The sequence below is a fragment of the Streptomyces sp. NPDC031340 genome (assembly GCF_055569945.1).
On record NZ_JBVIIE010000007.1, the window covers coordinates 36,615 to 53,306 of the forward strand.

At 73.6% G+C, this 16,692-nt stretch carries 10 protein-coding genes; 6 read left to right on the forward strand and 4 right to left on the reverse strand.

Annotated features, from left to right (window positions below; translation table 11 throughout):
- Positions 1-13: 13 nt before the first annotated feature.
- Positions 14-838, reverse strand: a complete 825-nt coding sequence (locus ACZ5GT_RS06770) for an endo alpha-1,4 polygalactosaminidase (protein ID WP_469015610.1) — start codon at positions 836-838, stop codon at positions 14-16.
- A gap of 594 nt (positions 839-1,432) precedes the next feature.
- On the opposite strand from ACZ5GT_RS06770, the gene ACZ5GT_RS06775 reads away from it, so the two are divergent.
- Positions 1,433-3,352 carry a ricin-type beta-trefoil lectin domain protein gene (locus ACZ5GT_RS06775; protein ID WP_469015617.1) on the forward strand — a complete coding sequence of 640 codons (1,920 nt, stop codon included), beginning with the start codon at positions 1,433-1,435 and terminating at the stop codon, positions 3,350-3,352.
- Between the two features lie 9 nt (positions 3,353-3,361).
- Here ACZ5GT_RS06775 and ACZ5GT_RS06780 read toward each other — a convergent pair whose 3' ends face one another.
- From ACZ5GT_RS06780 to ACZ5GT_RS06790, 3 genes are all read right to left on the reverse strand, one after another.
- Positions 3,362-4,618: an SLC13 family permease gene (locus ACZ5GT_RS06780; RefSeq protein WP_469016213.1), complete on the reverse strand. Its 1,257-nt coding sequence runs from the start codon at positions 4,616-4,618 to the stop codon at positions 3,362-3,364.
- Between the two features lie 78 nt (positions 4,619-4,696).
- The gene (locus ACZ5GT_RS06785) at positions 4,697-5,392 is read right to left on the reverse strand and encodes a DUF4232 domain-containing protein (protein ID WP_469015620.1); all 696 of its coding nucleotides are present in this window, start codon (positions 5,390-5,392) and stop codon (positions 4,697-4,699) included.
- 234 nt (positions 5,393-5,626) lie between these two features.
- Positions 5,627-8,005 (reverse strand): SpoIIE family protein phosphatase, encoded by a 2,379-nt coding sequence (locus ACZ5GT_RS06790; protein ID WP_469015625.1) that lies wholly within the window; start codon positions 8,003-8,005, stop codon positions 5,627-5,629.
- A 258-nt stretch (positions 8,006-8,263) separates the two neighbouring features.
- On the opposite strand from ACZ5GT_RS06790, the gene ACZ5GT_RS06795 reads away from it, so the two are divergent.
- From ACZ5GT_RS06795 to ACZ5GT_RS06815, 5 genes are all read left to right on the forward strand, one after another.
- The gene (locus tag ACZ5GT_RS06795; protein ID WP_469015629.1) at positions 8,264-11,359 is read left to right on the forward strand and encodes a glycoside hydrolase family 2 TIM barrel-domain containing protein; all 3,096 of its coding nucleotides are present in this window, start codon (positions 8,264-8,266) and stop codon (positions 11,357-11,359) included.
- Between the two features lie 144 nt (positions 11,360-11,503).
- Complete coding sequence (locus ACZ5GT_RS06800; protein WP_469015634.1) at positions 11,504-13,747, forward strand: glycoside hydrolase family 9 protein; 2,244 nt, start codon at positions 11,504-11,506, stop codon at positions 13,745-13,747.
- A 191-nt stretch (positions 13,748-13,938) separates the two neighbouring features.
- Entirely contained in the window at positions 13,939-14,184 is a 246-nt protein-coding gene (locus tag ACZ5GT_RS06805) for a hypothetical protein (protein WP_324788179.1), read from the forward strand.
- A gap of 3 nt (positions 14,185-14,187) precedes the next feature.
- Complete coding sequence (locus tag ACZ5GT_RS06810; RefSeq protein ID WP_324788180.1) at positions 14,188-14,565, forward strand: toxin Doc; 378 nt, start codon at positions 14,188-14,190, stop codon at positions 14,563-14,565.
- Positions 14,566-15,081: 516 nt separating this feature from the next.
- Positions 15,082-16,692, forward strand: coding sequence for an RICIN domain-containing protein (locus ACZ5GT_RS06815; protein ID WP_469015641.1), 1,611 nt, complete (start codon positions 15,082-15,084; stop codon positions 16,690-16,692).

A 16,692-nucleotide genomic window follows, 5' to 3' on the forward strand; every position in this document is an offset into this window, starting at 1 on the left:
CCGGGACCCGGTCTCACCGCACCTTCCGGACGTAGCCGGCGCTGCCCGGCGTGGACACCGCCACGTCCCGGCGCACGATGCTCAGCCGGTCGCCGAAGCCCGCGAGGGCCTTGCGCAGCCCGCCGTCGGTGTACTCGACGACCACCACCCGGTCGTCGAAGGCCCGCGCGTACGCGCCGCATTCGTCCTGGGCGCCGCACTCCTCCGCCACCGCGAAGTCCAGTCCGGCCTTCTTCCGCACCCCGGCCAGCTCCACCGTGTTCTTCTGCGCGACCGCCAGGCCCCTGGCGTGCGCGTGCCGTGACAGCAGGGCGATGAAGGCGGTGGCGTCGTTCGCGGTCAGCAGGCGGCGGGAGCGGGTGTAGCTGTCGTAGTTGTCCGGCTCCACCGCGTCGAAGCCCTTGTCGGCGCAGCCGTCGACGAACCGGTCGATCCGCGCGGCCACCCGCCGGCGTTTGGCCTCCGTGCGGATGTCCAGCAGTGCCTCGTCCCAGTCCTCGTCGACGACCACCCTGCCGCTGCCGTCCCGCAACAGCAGGTCGGCGGGCCAGGACCGGCGCTCGCCGGGCTGGGCCTGGAAGGCGTTGACGTAACAGATGTTGTAGAGGCCGGGCGCGGGGGACGCCGTACGGTCCCGGGTGACGATCCGCACCCCGGACGGCGGGGGATAAACGCCGCCGATCTGGTAGTCGAAACCGGCGTGGCGCGGCGGGAGGCGGATCGCCGCGTCCTCGGCCTCCCCGCCGGAACCGCACGCCGTCAGCCCGGCGAGAAGAAGGAAACAAGCGCCGACGGCCGTCCCGGCCGCTCCGACGCGCACGACACCCACGGTGGGCATGTCCGCTCCCACGATCGCGGGTACGACCCCGCCTCGGACCCGCGCGGGGCGGCGGTCCTGGCGACTCGGGCCGGACTCGGAGCTCGTCCGCTACCGGCTGGGCGCACCTCTGCGTGCCGCACCGCGGCACGCGGAAGATCAAAGCGTGGATTCCGGCGGCGGGTCAAGAAGCGCCGGGCACGGGCGGGCCGGGCCCAGGACGCGGTCGTGGCGGCCGAACTCGAAGTGAGCGGAGCCGAGTCGGCGGGACTTTCCCAGCCGTACACCCCATATCCGATCGCCGGACACCGACGCGGACGCGCTTGTCGACGCTTTGTTGAATGCCGGCCGGGGGTGCCCGGAGCGCAAAAGCATGCGCTGTCTTGTTACACATTGCTGAGCTGTGCAAAGGTGTGATCTGTCGGCGCACGGACGGCAGCCGTTCCCCTGTGCGCGCGAGGCCGCTCCCGCGTTCGCCTTCCGCTTCAAAAGAGCTTTTCCAGGCGTGCGTCGGAAGATGCCGAATCCCGTACGTGCGGAGCAGTCGCGGTGTCGGCGGCTCCCGTGCCGTGTGGTATGTACTCGATGCCGCACGCCCTTGAGAGGAATGCAGCCGTGAAAGACGCCGGCCTGTCGAATTCCCCCGCAGCCGTACGCGAGTTCGAAGCGACGGACGAACAACTGAGCACCGAGCTCAAGAAGTGGACGGGTACCACGCCCGCGCTTCAGCCCGTGGGGGAACTCCTCGACCGGCACTGGGAAGCGGCGTTCGCCTATGCCCGGTTGTGCACCGACGGCGCCCGCGACGCGGGAATGCTCACGTCCGCCGCATTCACCAGGCTCTTCGGCGAATCCCTGCGGCAGAACGGACCGACCTCCGCCTGGCGGCCCGCGGTTCTGGTCACCGTCGGCCGGATCGCCGCCGAGTGGGACGGCGACGGCAGACGCGAGATGCTCCATCCGGACCTGCGCTCCGCGGTGAACGAGGACGAACGCCTGGCGGCCCGTCTGCTGCCGCCGCCCCACCGGCGGCTGCTCGCCGAGGCGTTCCAGCGGCTGCCCCAGCCGGCGCGCTGCCTGGTGTGGCACACGGAGGTCGAGTCGGAGCCGCTCGACATACCCGCCCGGCTGCTGGGCCTGGACATCGAGCGGGCCGGCGTCGACCTGGACCGGGCGCGCGAGCGGCTGCGCGAGGAGTGCCTCCAGGTGCACCGCGAACTCGCCCCGGAGCAGGAGTGCCGGAGCTATCTGCGGATGCTCGACGTGACCTACCGGCGCGGCGGGATCCACATCGACCCCGACCTCGCCGGGCACCTGGGCCGCTGCACGCACTGCCGTGACACCGCCGACCAGTTGAGCCGGTTCGAGGAGGGCCTCGGGCTGGCGCTGGCCGAGGCGGTGCTCGGCTGGGGCGCCCGGGGCTACGTCGAGTTCTGGGCCGACCGCGACGCGCGCGCCGCCGCCGAGGAGTACCGGCCCCCGGTGTTCCCGGGCGAGTCCTTCACCTCGCCGGAGCCTGCCGTGCCCGCACAGCCCGTGGTACCGCCGGTGCCGTCCGCACCGTCCGCACCGTCCGCACCGTCCGCGCCGCCCGGGCGGCCCGGTCCGGGGACCGGCCCACGCGCGGGTACGCGGGCCGTCGCCCGCCGGGCGGCGCGCCGGGCCGCCCGGCGCGCGGCCGCCCGCCGCCGCAACCTCGCCGCCGCCGTCCTGACGGTCAGCGGGCTGGTCGTCCTGCCGCTGGTCCTGTGGTCCGTCCTCGGCTCCTGGGACGGCACGGCCCCGGCCGGCGGCGACCGGCCCTCCGAGAGCCCCGGCACCGGGGGCAAGAGCGCCACCGGAGCGCCGTCCTGGGCGGGCGCGGGCTCCTCCGCCGACGGCACCGTGCACGGCCGCCTGCACAACGTCGGCTCGGGGCTGTGCGTAGCCGTCGTCGGCGCGAAGACCGTCGCGGGCGCCGAGACGGCACTGGCCAAGTGCTCCGCGGCGCCCGGCCAGCAGTGGTCGTACTCGACCGACGGGCTGCTGCGCAGCGGCGCCGACCCCGGCCTGTGCCTCGACTCCCGCCTCGGCTACTCGGTGCAGCTGACACCGTGCACGGGCGAGTCCGCGGAGACCGGCAGGAACATCCGTTACGACTTCACCCTGCGCGGGACGCTGGTGCCGCGCTGGGACGAGGACCTGGCCCTGACCCCCGCCGCCACCGACGGGTCCGGCGCCCTGGTCGTCAAGACCCGGGACGACGGCGACGTGCAGCGCTGGGCGTTCGACACCTCCAAGACCGACCTGCAGATGGAGGCCGTCAACTGGGACGCCGAACACAGGCCCGGGCCGTCGCGCACCCCCACCCTCCGCACCGCCACGGCGCCCGCCGCCACGCCGACGCCGTCCAGCACGCCGTCGTCCACGCCGACGACCGCGCAGCCGTCGTCGTCGGCTTCCGCGCCCGACTGGCAGGGCGGCTCGGGCGGCTGGGGCGGCTGGGGCGGCTGGGGCTCCGGCGGGGGATACGGGGGCGGCGGGGGCCGTCACTGACCGGTCCGGTCAGGCCCCGGCGACCCGCAGTGACAGCCACAGTGCCGCCACCGCCGGGACGAGCGCGGCCGGCACGGTGAGCAGGCCGAGCCGGGTGAACTCGCCGAGCTCCGTCTCATGGCCGTGCCGGTGCGCGACGCGCCGCCACAGCAGTGTCGCGAGCGATCCCGCGTACGTCAGGTTCGGCCCGATGTTCACCCCGAGCAGCACCGCGAGGACCGCGCCCGGCCCGGCCGGGGCGGTCAGCGGCAGCAGGACCAGCACCGCAGGCAGGTTGTTGATCAGGTTCGCCAGTACGGCGGCCAGCGCGGCGATGCCGAGCAGCGCGGGCAGCCCCGAACCGTGCGGCAGCAGACCGCCGAGCGCCCCGGCGAGCCCGTTGTCGACCACCGCGCGCACCACGATCCCGAGCACGAGGACGAACGCCAGGAACGCCGGCGCCGCGGCCCGCACCACCGACAGCGGCGTGGCCCGCCGCCGCACCACCGCGCGGCCGGCCAGCACCAGCGCTCCCGCGAGCGCGACCCACGCCGGTTCGACGCCGACCGCCGAGGCCACCACGAACCCGGCCAGCGTGCACCCGACGGTGACCAGCGCGAACAGCGGCAGCCGGGGCGTGTCACCGGGCTCCGGCGAGTGGTCGGGCGCGATCAGGTCGGCGGCGAAGAAGCGACGCAGCACCAGGTACTCCGCGCCGATCGCGACCAGCCACGGCAGCGCCATCAGCGCCGCGAAGCGGGTGAAGCTCAGCCCGCTCGCCGCGAAGGCCAGCAGGTTGGTCAGGTTCGACACCGGCAGCAGCAGCGAGGCGGTGTTCGACAGGTGCGCGCACGCGTAGAGGTGCGGTTTGGCGCGCACGCCGGCCCGGGCCGCGGTGGCGAACACCACCGGCGTCAGCAGCACCACCGTGGCGTCCAGGCTGAGCACCGCCGTGATCACCGAGGCCAGCGCGAACACCGCGGCCAGCAGCCGCCGGGGCGAGCCGGCGGCATGGCGCGCCGTCCACGCCCCGCACGCCCGGAACAGGCCCTCCACGTCGCAGACGTGGGCCAGCACCAGTACCGCGGCGAGGAAGCCGACGACGGGCCCCAGCCGCTCGGCCTCGGCCCGGGCGTGCCCCAGCGAGATCGCTCCCGTGACGACGGCCACCCCGGCGGCGGGGACGGCCGCAGCCGCCTCGGGCAGTCCCCTGGGACGCAGGACGGCGAAGGCCAGTACGGCGACGAGCAGGGCGACGGACAGTGTCTCGGCGAGCGGGGTGTTCAGAGCGGGGTCCTTCGGGCGGTCGGTGCGGGATGTCCATGAAAACAGGCCGCGGTGACGGACCCGCCGGGACCCCGCCGCTCAGACGCCGCTGCCGGGACGGAGCACCGTCAGGTACACCGTGGAGGAGTTGCCGGACACCGGGACCTGGCCGCCCGTCCACGTCACGGTGCGCGAGTCCAGCTCGTCCGGCGGGGTGACCAGCAGGGACGCCGGGGTGGCCGACTCGGCGCCGCTCACGTCGGGGTTGGAGAAGGACAGCCCCGCCCAGGCGCTCCCGCCCGGCGCGAGCGTCACGGTCGTCGGCGTGCCCGGCGCGCGCTTCGGGTCCGGGCCCAGCTGATGGCCCGACGCGTCGACGAACGCGGCGCCCGGGTAGCCGCGGACGGTGCAGGTGCGGGTGGAGGTGTTGGTCAGGACGACCGGGAAGTTCTCCTGCCCGGCGCCGGGGTCGTTGCGGCCGACGGTCGCCCGCAGCTCGGAGGTGTGGCAGCGGCCCGAGGAGGCGGCCGCGGTCCGCGACGCGGAGGCGCCGGCCGAGACGGCGGTGGCGGTCGCGGTGCTGGCGGTCGGGTCCGGGGCGGTCGCCGTCGAGCCGCTCGTCGAGCCGGTGGCCCGGCCGCCGCCGGCCGGCGGCGCCGTGTCGGCAGGCGTTCGCGTACTGCTCGCCGCGGCGGCGCCGTCGCCGTTGCCGCCGCAGGCGGTCAGCAGGCCCAGCACGGCGACCGCGCTCGCGAGCAGGGCTGCCCGGTGGGTGGAGCGGGACGTATCAGTCATGTTCCTCAGCACTCCAGGAGATTCCTCGCACACGCCCGGCATGTGCGTAAGGGGCGCTTCGCGCGCCGTCACGAGTGTGGATGCAGACACCACCGGAAGAGTTCGCGGTCCGGTCCCGGTTCCGTCTCACTTTCCACCACCTCCGGAGCCCAGGACGCGGCCGCTCGGCGGCCTGTGCCGGAGCGGGTACCCGTCGCGGGCGGTCCGGACGCGCCGGCGGGTCGGGCCGTCGTCTCACTCCTCCTCGAGCAGCCCGATCTCCGCCCAGATCGTCTTGCCGTCCGCCGTGTGCCGGCTGCCCCAGCGCTGGGTGAGCTGGGCGACCAGGAGCAGCCCGCGGCCGCCCTCGTCCCAGGTCTTGGCGCGGCGCAGGTGCGGGGCCGTGTGGCTGGTGTCGGAGACCTCGCAGATCAGCGTGGCCGCGTCGTGGATCAGCCGGAGCCGGATGGGCCGGGCGCCGTACCGGATGGCGTTGGTGACGAGTTCGCTGACCACCAGCTCGGCGGTGAACGCCGCTTCCTGCAGTCCCCAGGTGTCGAGCTGCTCGACCACCTGCTTGCGCACCGGGGCGACCAGCGCGGGGTCGGCGGGGATGTCCCACGTCGAGACCTGGGAGGGGGGCAGCCCCCGGGTGCGGGCCAGCAGCAGGGCCACGTCGTCGGCGGCGCCGCCCGCGGGCAGCAGCGCGTGCAGGATCCGGTCGCAGGTCTCGTCCAGCGAGTCGGTGTACGTCGCCAGGGCCTCGCACAGCAGCCGGTGGCCGGACTCCGCGTCCCGTTCGCGGGACTCGATCAGCCCGTCCGTGTAGAACGACAGCACGCTGCCCTCGCTCAGGTCGAGGTCGGCGGACTCGAACGGCAGCCCGCCCAGGCCCAGCGGCGGCCCGGCCGGCAGGTGGATCTGCCGGGGCTCGCCCCCGGGCGGTACCACCAGCGGCGACGGGTGCCCGGCGCGGGCCATCGTGCAGTGCCGGGAGACCGGGTCGTACACCGCGTACAGGCAGGTCGCGCCGACCTCGCCGGGACGGGCCTCGCCGCCGGTGTCGGCGGACAGCCGTACGACGAGGTCGTCGAGGTGGGTCAGCAGTTCCTCGGGGGCCAGGTCGATGTCGGCGAGGGTGCGCACGGCGGTGCGCAGCCGGCCCATGGTGGCCGAGGCCTGGACGCCGTGGCCGACGACATCGCCGACGACCATGGCGACCCGCATCCCGGACAGCGGGATCACGTCGAACCAGTCGCCGCCGACGCCGACGCCGGCCCGCGCGGCCGGCAGATAGCGGGAGGCGGCGTCCACCGCGGGTGTCCGCGGCAGTGAGCGGGGCAGCAGGCTGCGCTGCAGGGCGAGGGCGGTCTCGCGCTCGCGGGAGAAGCGGCGGGCGTTGTCGATGCAGACGGCGGCCCGGGCCGTGATCTCCTCCGCAAGCAGGACGTCGTCGGCGGTGAAGGGCTCCGGGTTGCGGTGCCGGGTGAGCACCGCCACGCCGAGGGTCAGACCGCGGGCCCGGATCGGCACGGACATCACGGAGTGCATGCCGAGTTCGAGCACGCGCTCGCGCCGTGGCCGGTTCCAGGCCAGCCAGCGGTCCAGTCCGCCGGAGACGAGGGCGCCCACGATGGTGCGGCCAGCGGTCAGCGAGTCGGCCTGCGGGGAGGAGGCCGGGTAGACCTCGACCTGGCCGATCTGGGTCACCACCTCGGGGATGCCCTCGAGCACCGACTGGTGCGCGGCCCGCCGCAGCCTGACCGGCGCGGTGATGCGGGCCGGGGGCTCACCGCCGTAGTCCTGCGGGTCGATCAGGTCGACGGTGGCGAAGTCGGTGAGCGCGGGCACGCACATGTCCGCGAGCTCCTGCGCCGTACGGGCGACGTCGAGGGTGCTGCCGATGCGCACACTGGCCTCGTTGACCAGTTGCAGCCGCTGCCGGGAACGGTAGTTCTCGGAGAAGTCGTGGGCGGCCAGGCAGACGCCCCGCACCCGTCCGTCCGCGTCCTTGACCGGCGCCAGCCGGGCCAGCCACGCGTGCGCGCGCTCCTCGCCGCCGGCGCGCATGTACGTCTGCACGTCCTGCGGCCGCCCGGTGGCGAGCACCTCGATCATGTGGCCCTCGAGCTCCTCGCTCTGCGCCTTGCCGCCGATCTCGGTGAGGCGCAGTCCCCGGATGCGTTCCACGGGCAGCTTTATCACGCGGGCCATGGCGTCGTTGACGCTGTGCAGGCGCAGCCGGTCGTCGTAGACGGCGACGGCGCAGGGCATCTGGGTGAGGACCGCCCGGGACAGCGGGTCGTCGGGGGAGACGGGCCGCGCGCCCTCCAGCGGGGTGCACACGAGCCAGCGGTCCGGGCCGCCGCGCCGGTGCGCGAGCAGCCACACGCGGACCGTGCGCCCGTCGCGGTGACGCAGGGTGACGGCGCCGTGCCAGCGGGGTCCGGCCGGCGGGAGGGCGGTGTCCGTGGTGTCGCGGACCAGCAGCCGCCCGGTGGGACGGCCCACCACCTCGGCGGCGGACCAGCCGAGCAGTCGCTGCGCGCCGGCGTTCCACTCGAGCACGGTGCCGGAGTCGTCGATGACAGCCCGGGCCGTCGCCGCGTCGTCGAACGGGTAGACCGGACTCATCGTCGCCACTCCATTGCGCACACTCACAGTGAACAGGCGCGTCACTTGTGTTCCAGCCTAGTGCGTACCGGCCTCGCGTGGACGGTGACCCCGGGGGGTGGGCCGCCCGGCACGGTCAAGGGGGATTTTTGGCCGTTGTGGCCCCTGAGGCAGGAGAGCGCTTCCACACCCTTGACTGCCATGCGTGGCAGACCGTCAGAATCTGTTTGGTCACGATCAGTTGTGAGTATTTCTGATCCCTGATGAGGGGGAGCCGTCATGACGGTCACACGCAGATCGGTTCTGATCGCCTCCGCGGCCGCGCCCGCGGCCGGGGCCTTACCGGGTGCCGGAGCGGCGCGGGCCGCCGAAGCCCTCGCGCACCCGCCCGGCCGTCAAGCGGTCGCCCTGCGTGACGGCTGGCGCTTCGCGCTGGTCGACCCGGGCGGGATCACCGACCCCACCGGCGCGTACGCGGGGGCGGCCGACCCCGGCTACGACGACTCGGCGTGGCGCGAGGTCGCGGTGCCGCACGACTGGAGCATCGAGCAGACGCCCACCACCGACCACGGCACCAGCAGCGGCACCGGCTTCCTCCCCGGCGGCCTCGGCTGGTACCGCCTCGCCCTCACGCTGCCGCCCGCCTGGGCCGGGAAGCGGATCTCGGTGGAGTTCGACGGCGTCTACATGGACTCCACCGTGTACTGCAACGGCACGGAGGCGGGCCGCCACCCCTACGGCTACACCGGCTTCGCCTTCGACCTCACCGACCTGCTGCACACCGACGGCCGTACCGAGAACGTGATCGCGGTCAGGGTGCGCAACCGGCTCCCCAGCAGTCGCTGGTACTCCGGCAGCGGCATCTACCGCGAAGCCCGCCTCGTCGTCACCGAGCCCGTCCACGTCGAGCGCTGGGGCACCTGCGTCACCACCCCGGACGTCGGCGCGGAGCGCGCCGTGGTGCGGGTGCGGACCTCGGTGGCGAACGCGTCGAGCACCGCGCGCGAGGTCGAGATCAGGTCCGCGGTCGAGGACCCCGACGGCCGCACCGTCGCCCGCGCCACCACCACCGTCGAGGTCACCGACACGACCGCCGGGACGCAGGAACTCGTGGTCGAGAGGCCGAAGTTGTGGGACTTCTCGGCGCCGCACCGCTACACCCTCCAGACCGAACTGCGCGTCGCCGGCGAGACCGTCGACACCTTCCGCACCGTCTTCGGCATCCGCACCTTCCGCTTCGACCCCGACGAGGGCTTCTCCCTCAACGGCGCCTACACCAAGATCAAGGGCGTCGACCTGCACCACGACCTGGGCGCGCTGGGCGCGGCGGTCGGCGTCGACGCCGTGCGCCGGCAGATGACCCTGATGAAGTCGATGGGCGTCAACGCGCTGCGCACCTCGCACAACCCGCCCTCGCCGCAGATGATCGAGGTCTGCGAGGAACTGGGCATCGTGATGATGGTGGAGGCCTTCGACTGCTGGCGGACCGGCAAGACGACGTACGACTACGGGCGGTTCTTCGACGAGTGGTGCGAGAGGGACGTCACCGAGATGGTGCTCGCGGCCCGCAACTCGCCCGCCGTGGTGCTGTGGTCCATCGGCAACGAGATCCCCGACTCCACCTCCGTCGCCGGCCTCGCCATGGCCGACCGCCTCATCGCCGCCGTCAGGGCGGCCGACGACACCCGGCCCCTGGTCATCGGCTCCGACAAGTACCGCTCACTGCCGGCGAAGGGGTCCGCGGCCGACCTGATGCTCGCCAAGCTCGACGGACTCGGCCTGAACTACAACACCGCCAGGTCGGTCGACGCCCTGCACGCGGCCTACCCGCACCTGTTCCTCTTCGAGTCGGAGTCGTCCTCGGAGACCTCCACACGCGGCACGTACCAGGAACCGGAGCACCTGAACACCGGTGAGAACCACACCCCGGGCAGGCGCGCGACCTCCTCGTACGACAACAACCTCGCCTCGTGGACCATGAGCGGCGAGTACGGCCACAAGAAGGACCGCGACCGCAGGTGGTTCGCCGGGCAGTTCCTGTGGTCCGGCATCGACTACCTCGGGGAGCCGACCCCGTACGACGTCTTCCCGGTCAAGGCGTCCTTCTTCGGCGCGGTCGACACGGCCGGTTTCCCCAAGGACATGTACCACCTCTTCCGCAGTCAGTGGACCAGCGAGCCGATGGTGCACCTGCTGCCCATGACCTGGAACCACCAGGAGGGCGACACGGTGGAGGTCTGGGCGTACTCCAACGTCGCCACCGTCGAACTCTTCCTGAACGGCGAGTCCCTGGGCGTCCGAGCCTTCGACACCAAGCGGACCAGCGACGGACGCGCCTATCTGGAGACCACCGAGGCGACGGGAGACGACAAGACCTTCACCGACGGCCCCTGGCCGGGCAGTTACACCAGCCCGAACGGCAGCGCGGGCAAGCTGCACCTGACCTGGAAAGTGCCCTACCGCCCGGGCGAGTTGAAGGCGGTGGCGCGCAGGGACGGCAAGGTCGTGGCCACCGACGTGCTGCGCACGGCCGGCCGGCCGCACGCCGTGCGCCTGACCGCCGACCGTGACTCGTCGCCGGCCGACGGGCGTTCCCTGGTGTTCGTGACCGCCGAGATCGTCGACGCGCGCGGGGTGGTGGTGCCCGACGCCGAGCACCTGATCTCCTTCGACGTCGCGGGCGGGTCCCTCGCCGGGGTCGACAACGGCCGTCAGGAGAGCGCCGAGCGCTACCAGTCGAGCACCCGGACCGCGTTCCACGGCAAGGCGCTCGCCATCGTGCGCTCCGGCACCCGGCCCGGCGCGCTGCGGGTGACCGCGCGCGCCGAGGGGCTCGGGACGAGCACCGCGACCGTGCGCACCACCGCGGCCAGAGCGGTCGCGACCACCCCGCCCGCCGCCTTCCGGGCAGATCTTCCGGCACCCGCCGGCCACCCGTACGCGGACGCGAGTTACTCCGGCCGCCCGGACACCCTGCCCGCCGCGATGCTGGACGGCGACGCGGCCACCGGCTGGTCCAACGGCTTCACCAAGGCGGCCACGGCCCTGCTGCCCGCCTTCCGCGGGGCCCGGCCGCAGGACTGGGTGTCCGTGGACTTCGGGCGGGTGCGCGGCATGGACCGGGTGGAGGTGTCGTTCACCGTGGACGCCACGCACAGCCTGCCCGCGTCGGTCGAGGCCGCGGTGTGGGACGGCCGGCGGTACGTGCCGGTCACCGGGGCGGCCGTCGACTGGGCCACCGGCTCGGACACCCCGACCCTGATCACCTTCGACCCGGTGCGCGGCTCGCGGCTGCGGCTCACCCTGACCAGCGGCCGTCCCGGCGAGCCGGCCGGGGCGGTCCGGATCAGCCGGCTGGAGGTGCCGGCCGGCTGACCGGGAGCGCGGTCCGGACCTGACAACCGGTCCTGTACGGACCGTTGACGGGGCGTCACGTCACCCACAAGCATGGCCTGACCCGCCGATGGGAGCGCTCCCATTCGCGCGGGCGTCACCCGCACCCCCACGAGGAGCCCAGACGTGGCAAGACGCAGAACCGCCCTGCTCACCCTCACGGCCCTGCTGGGAACGGCCCTCACCGGCCTGCCGGCCGGCCAGGCCGCCGCCGACGAGGTCGAGCAGGTCAAGAACGGCACCTTCGACTCCACCACCGACCCGTGGTGGACCACCTCCAACGTCACCGCCGGCCTGTCCGACGGCAAGCTGTGCGCCGACGTGCCGGGCGGCACCGCGAACCGGTGGGACGCCGCGGTCGGACAGAACGACATCACCCTGGTGAAGGGGGAGACGTACCGCTTCAGCTTCACCGCGGACGGCTCGCCGGAGGGGCACGCCGTCCGCGCGCTCGTCGGCCTGGCGGCGGCGCCGTACGACACCTGGTTCGAGGTGAGCCCGCAGCTGAGCGTCTCCGGCGACACCTACTCCTACACGTTCACCTCGCCCGTCGACACCAGCCAGGGCCAGGTCGCCTTCCAGGCCGGCGGCAGCGCGGACGCCTGGCGCCTGTGTATGGACGACGTCTCGCTGCTCGGCGGCGTCCCGCCCGAGGTCTACCAGCCGGACACCGGACCGCGCGTCCGCGTCAACCAGGTCGCCTACCTGCCCGCCGGACCGAAGAACGCGACCCTGGTCACCGACGCGACGTCGAAGCTGCCCTGGCAGCTCAAGGACGGCTCCGGCGCCACCGTCGCGCACGGCTGGACCGTGCCGCGCGGCGTCGACGCCTCCTCCGGCCAGAACGTCCACTCGATCGACTTCGGCGCCTGGCGCAAGGCCGGCCAGGACTACACGCTGGTCGCCGACGGGCAGACCAGCCGCCCGTTCGACATCGGCACCGGCGCCTACGAGCAACTGCGCCTGGACTCGGTGAAGTACTACTACACGCAGCGCAGCGGCATCGCGATCCGCGACGACCTGCGGCCGGGCTACGGCCGGGCCGCGGGCCACGTCGGCGTGGCACCCAACCAGGGCGACACCGACGTGCCGTGCCAGCCGGGCGTGTGCGACTACAGCCTCGACGTCTCCGGCGGCTGGTACGACGCCGGCGACCACGGCAAGTACGTCGTCAACGGCGGCATCGCCACCTGGGAGCTGCTGAGCACCTACGAACGCGAACTGCTCGCCCGCACCGGTGAGCCGCAGAAGCTGCGCGACGGCACCCTCGCAGTCCCGGAGAGCGGCAACAAGGTGCCGGACATCCTCGACGAGGCCCGCTGGGAGCTGGAGTTCCTGCTGAAGATGCAGGTGCCCGACGGGCAGCCGCTGGCCGGCATGGCCCACCACAAGATCCACGACGAGCAGTGGACGGGCCTGCCGCTGCTGCCCGGCGACGACCCGCAGAAGCGTGAGCTGCACCCGCCGTCCACGCAGGCGACCCTGAACCTGGCGGCCACGGCGGCGCAGGCGGCCCGCCTGTACCGGCCCTACGACAAGGCGTTCGCGGCGCGGGCCCTCACGGCCGCCCGCAAGGCGTGGGCGGCGGCCCTCGCCCACCCGGACATGTACGCCTCCGACAGCGACGGCACCGGCGGCGGCACCTACGCCGACTCCGACGCCACCGACGAGTTCTACTGGGCGGCCGCCGAGCTGTACCTCACCACGGGGGAGAAGCAGTTCGCCGACCACGTCCTGGACTCCCCGGTGCACACGGCGGACATCTTCGGCAGCCTCGGCTTCGACTGGGCCAGGACCGCCGCGGCGGGCCGGCTGGACCTGGCCACCGTGCCCAGCGCCCTGCCCGGCCGGGACAAGGTGCGCCGCTCCGTCGTCCAGGGCGCCGACCGCTACCTGGCCACGCTGAAGGCGCAGCCGTACGGGATGCCGTACGCGCCGGACGGCAACCGCTACGACTGGGGCTCCAGCCACCAGGTGCTCAACAACGCGGTCGTCCTCGCCACCGCCTACGACATCACCGGCGCCGCCAAGTACCGCGACGGCGCCGTGCAGAGCATGGACTACATCCTCGGCCGCAACGCGCTGAACATCTCCTACGTCACCGGCTACGGCGAGGTCAGCTCCCACAACCAGCACAGCCGCTGGTACGCCCACGAGCTCGACCCCGCCCTGCCGAACCCGCCGAAGGGGACGCTCGCCGGAGGCGCGAACTCGGGCATCCAGGACCCGTACGCGCAGAGCAAGCTCACCGGCTGCGTCGGCCAGTTCTGCTACATCGACGACATCCAGTCCTGGTCGACGAACGAGACCGCGATCAACTGGAACGCCGCCCTCGCCCGCATGGCGTCCTTCGTGGCCGACCAGGGCTGAGGCCGCCCGGGGTGCGGGCGACGGGGCACCGCCCGCCCGCCGCCCGCACCCCGGCGGTACCGCCCCCGCACCCGGTCGGTACCGTCCCCGCACCTCGGCCGGTACCGGTCGGCATCCCGGCCGGTACCGTGAAGTACCCGCTGTGAGCAGCCAATATTTACGATCCAGTACCCCAGCGGTACCGTGAAGGCATGCCAGCTCTGAATGTGGAGTTCAGCGATCGTGAACTCGAGGACCTGCGGCAGATCGCCAAGGAACGCGGCACGTCCATGAAGGCCCTCGTCCGGGAGGCCGCCGCGGCCGACATCGCCCGGCACCGCGCGCTGCAGGAGGGAGCGGAGGCGTTCCGCCGGTTCTTCGCCTCCCACGCCGACGAGTTCGCCGCCGCCTTCCCGGACGACGAACCACCCGCCGGCGGCGAGGGACGGGCCGCCTGACCGATGGCTTCCGTCATCCACATCGACGTCCCCTGGCTGCTGCAGCGCCACGAAGAGGTCCTGCCGGACCAGCCCACGATCAACGACTTCTCCGCGCTGGTGGCCGCCGTGGCCCGGCACCGTGTCGACCCGCCGCGCCTCGGCGTGGACTCCGACCCGGCCTGGCGGGCCGCCGCGCTGCTGCACACCCTCGCCCTGCTCCGGCCGCTGCCCTCGGCCAACGCCCGCTTCGCCAGCGCGACCGCCGTGGCGTACATGTTCGTCAGCGGCGTCGGCATCGACCCGCCCTACGGCGCCCTCGTCGACCTCACCCGCGACCTGATCGACGGCAAGACCGACGTCTACGGCGCGGCGGACCGGCTGCGCTCCTGGCAGATCTGAGCCCTCCCGGGCGCGCGCCGCGCGCGCGGGCCCCTGGGCCGCCGGCCGAGGGCGGGAGGAACAAGGCCGGCGGCCCCACGAGCGCAGGAGAGCCGCCGTCCTGCGCAGGGCCTCCGAGAAGGGCCGGTGACAGTCCACTACGCGGCGGTGCGCCCCGGGAGCGTGCGCGGTGCTCCAGCGCGTGCGCGTGATTCACACGGGGCGCACAGAATCCGGAAAGGCGGTGCGTGTGAGGGGAGTTGCCGCCGTATCCGGGCTCGTTGCGATGATGTGGATGTTGCCCAAGTGCCTTGTTGGCCGTGAGTGACTGTGCCAGGGTGAAACTCCGTGCGGGGGGAATGCACCGGGTCGCGTTCGCCCTATGTCTTGTTCGGCCTGTGCGGAACCGGGCCGGCTGGACGTACCTGAATTCACGCCTCTCGCGCCCGCCGCCGGAAGGTACGCACCGAACAGGGGGCCAATTTCCGGTGGCGACCACTGCCATTCGTCCCATGCGCGTGGGAAGGAATCCGCTCAGTGCCCACCCCCCACCCCCCTCGTCCCCCTTATCCGCCGCCCGGCGCGGCTCCCGGCGCGTCCGACGAGCACCTCGCCGCCCGGCTCAGAGACCGTGCCGACGGCGAAACGGCCCGCAGCGTCGCGCTGCTCATGGCGCGGCACTGGCGGCCGGCCCGCGAGTACGCCGCCGTCTGCCTCGCCTCCCCCGCCTCCGGCCCGGCGTCCATGGTGACGGCGGCCGCCTTCCACCAGGTCCTCGACCGGCTGGCGCTGGGCGAGTCCGCCGTCGCGCTGCGTCCCCGGCTGCTGCTGGCGGTGCGGGAGACCGCCCGCACGTGGGCCGCCGAGGACGAGGTGTCCGACGTGCTGCCGGAGTTGCGGAAACCCTCCGGCGGACGCGGCATGCGTACCGCGAAGTCCATGACACCCGAGAACCGCAAGCTGGCCGAAAGGGCGTTTCACGCCCTTCCCGGACTTTCCCGCTGCCTGCTCTGGCACACCGAGGTCGAGGGCGAGCCGATATCCGTACCGGCCGGTCTGCTGGGCATGGATACCGCCGACGCGTCGGCCGCACTCGAACAGGCGCGTGAAAAATTCCGCGAGGGATGCGCGCAGGCGCACCGGGAACTCGCGCCGACCAAGGACTGCCGCTTCTACAACCGCCTCCTCGACGTTCCCATTCGCCGGGGCGGTGTGCTGCTGCCGGATGTCCGGCAGCATCTCGCGGAGTGCCGCTACTGCCGTTTCGCCGCCGAACAACTGGGTCATTTCGAGGGCGGGCTGGGGGTGCTCCTCGCGGAGGCGGTGCTCGGCTGGGGCGCCCGCGGCTATCTCGACTCGCGCCCGGGGCGGCCGGGCCAGGCGCCGCCCGCCCGGGTGGCGGGACGGCACGGCGGCGGACGCCACCGGGGCGTGCCCCGCCTTCCCCTGACCGGCCGGCGCCCGCCCGGAGCGCCGCGCCTGGCCAGGCCGCTGCTGACCGGCGTGGGCGTCGCCTCGGCCGGGCTGCTGGTGGCGATGTTCACGGCGGGCCTGTGGTCGTCCGACCGGACGGCCGACCCGGCCGCCTCCACCGGCGCGCCCGGCGGCACGACACCGGGCGTGGGCGGGCAGTCGGCGCCCGGCACCGCTCAACTTCCCACCGCGACAGGCAGGTTCACGCTCCGCAACGCCGCCGCCGGCCTGTGCCTCGCCGTCCGGGGCGAACCGCGGACCGGCGCCGGGACCCGGCTGGCGGCGTGCTCCGCCGGGCTTGCCCAGCAGTGGTCGTACGCGGACGACGGGTCGCTGCGCAGCGCCGCCGCTCCCGGCCTGTGCCTCGACTCGCGCCTGGACGCCGGCGTGGTCGTCCTCGGCGCGTGCGCCGACCGGCGGGACAAACGCGGCGACGACGTGCGCTACGACCTCACCGTGCGGGGCGAGTTGCTGCCCCGCTGGGACGAACGGCTCGCGCTGGCCCCGGTCACCGCCGAGCCGGACGCCGACATCGTCGTCAAGGCGCGCGACCGCTCCACGGCGCAGCGCTGGCTGACCGACCCGAGGGCCTCGGCCGGTCCGGGGTCACTGTCGATCACCGGGACGGGCGGCCCGTCGGCCCGGCCCGCCGGCCTGCCGGGGCGCACGGCGTAG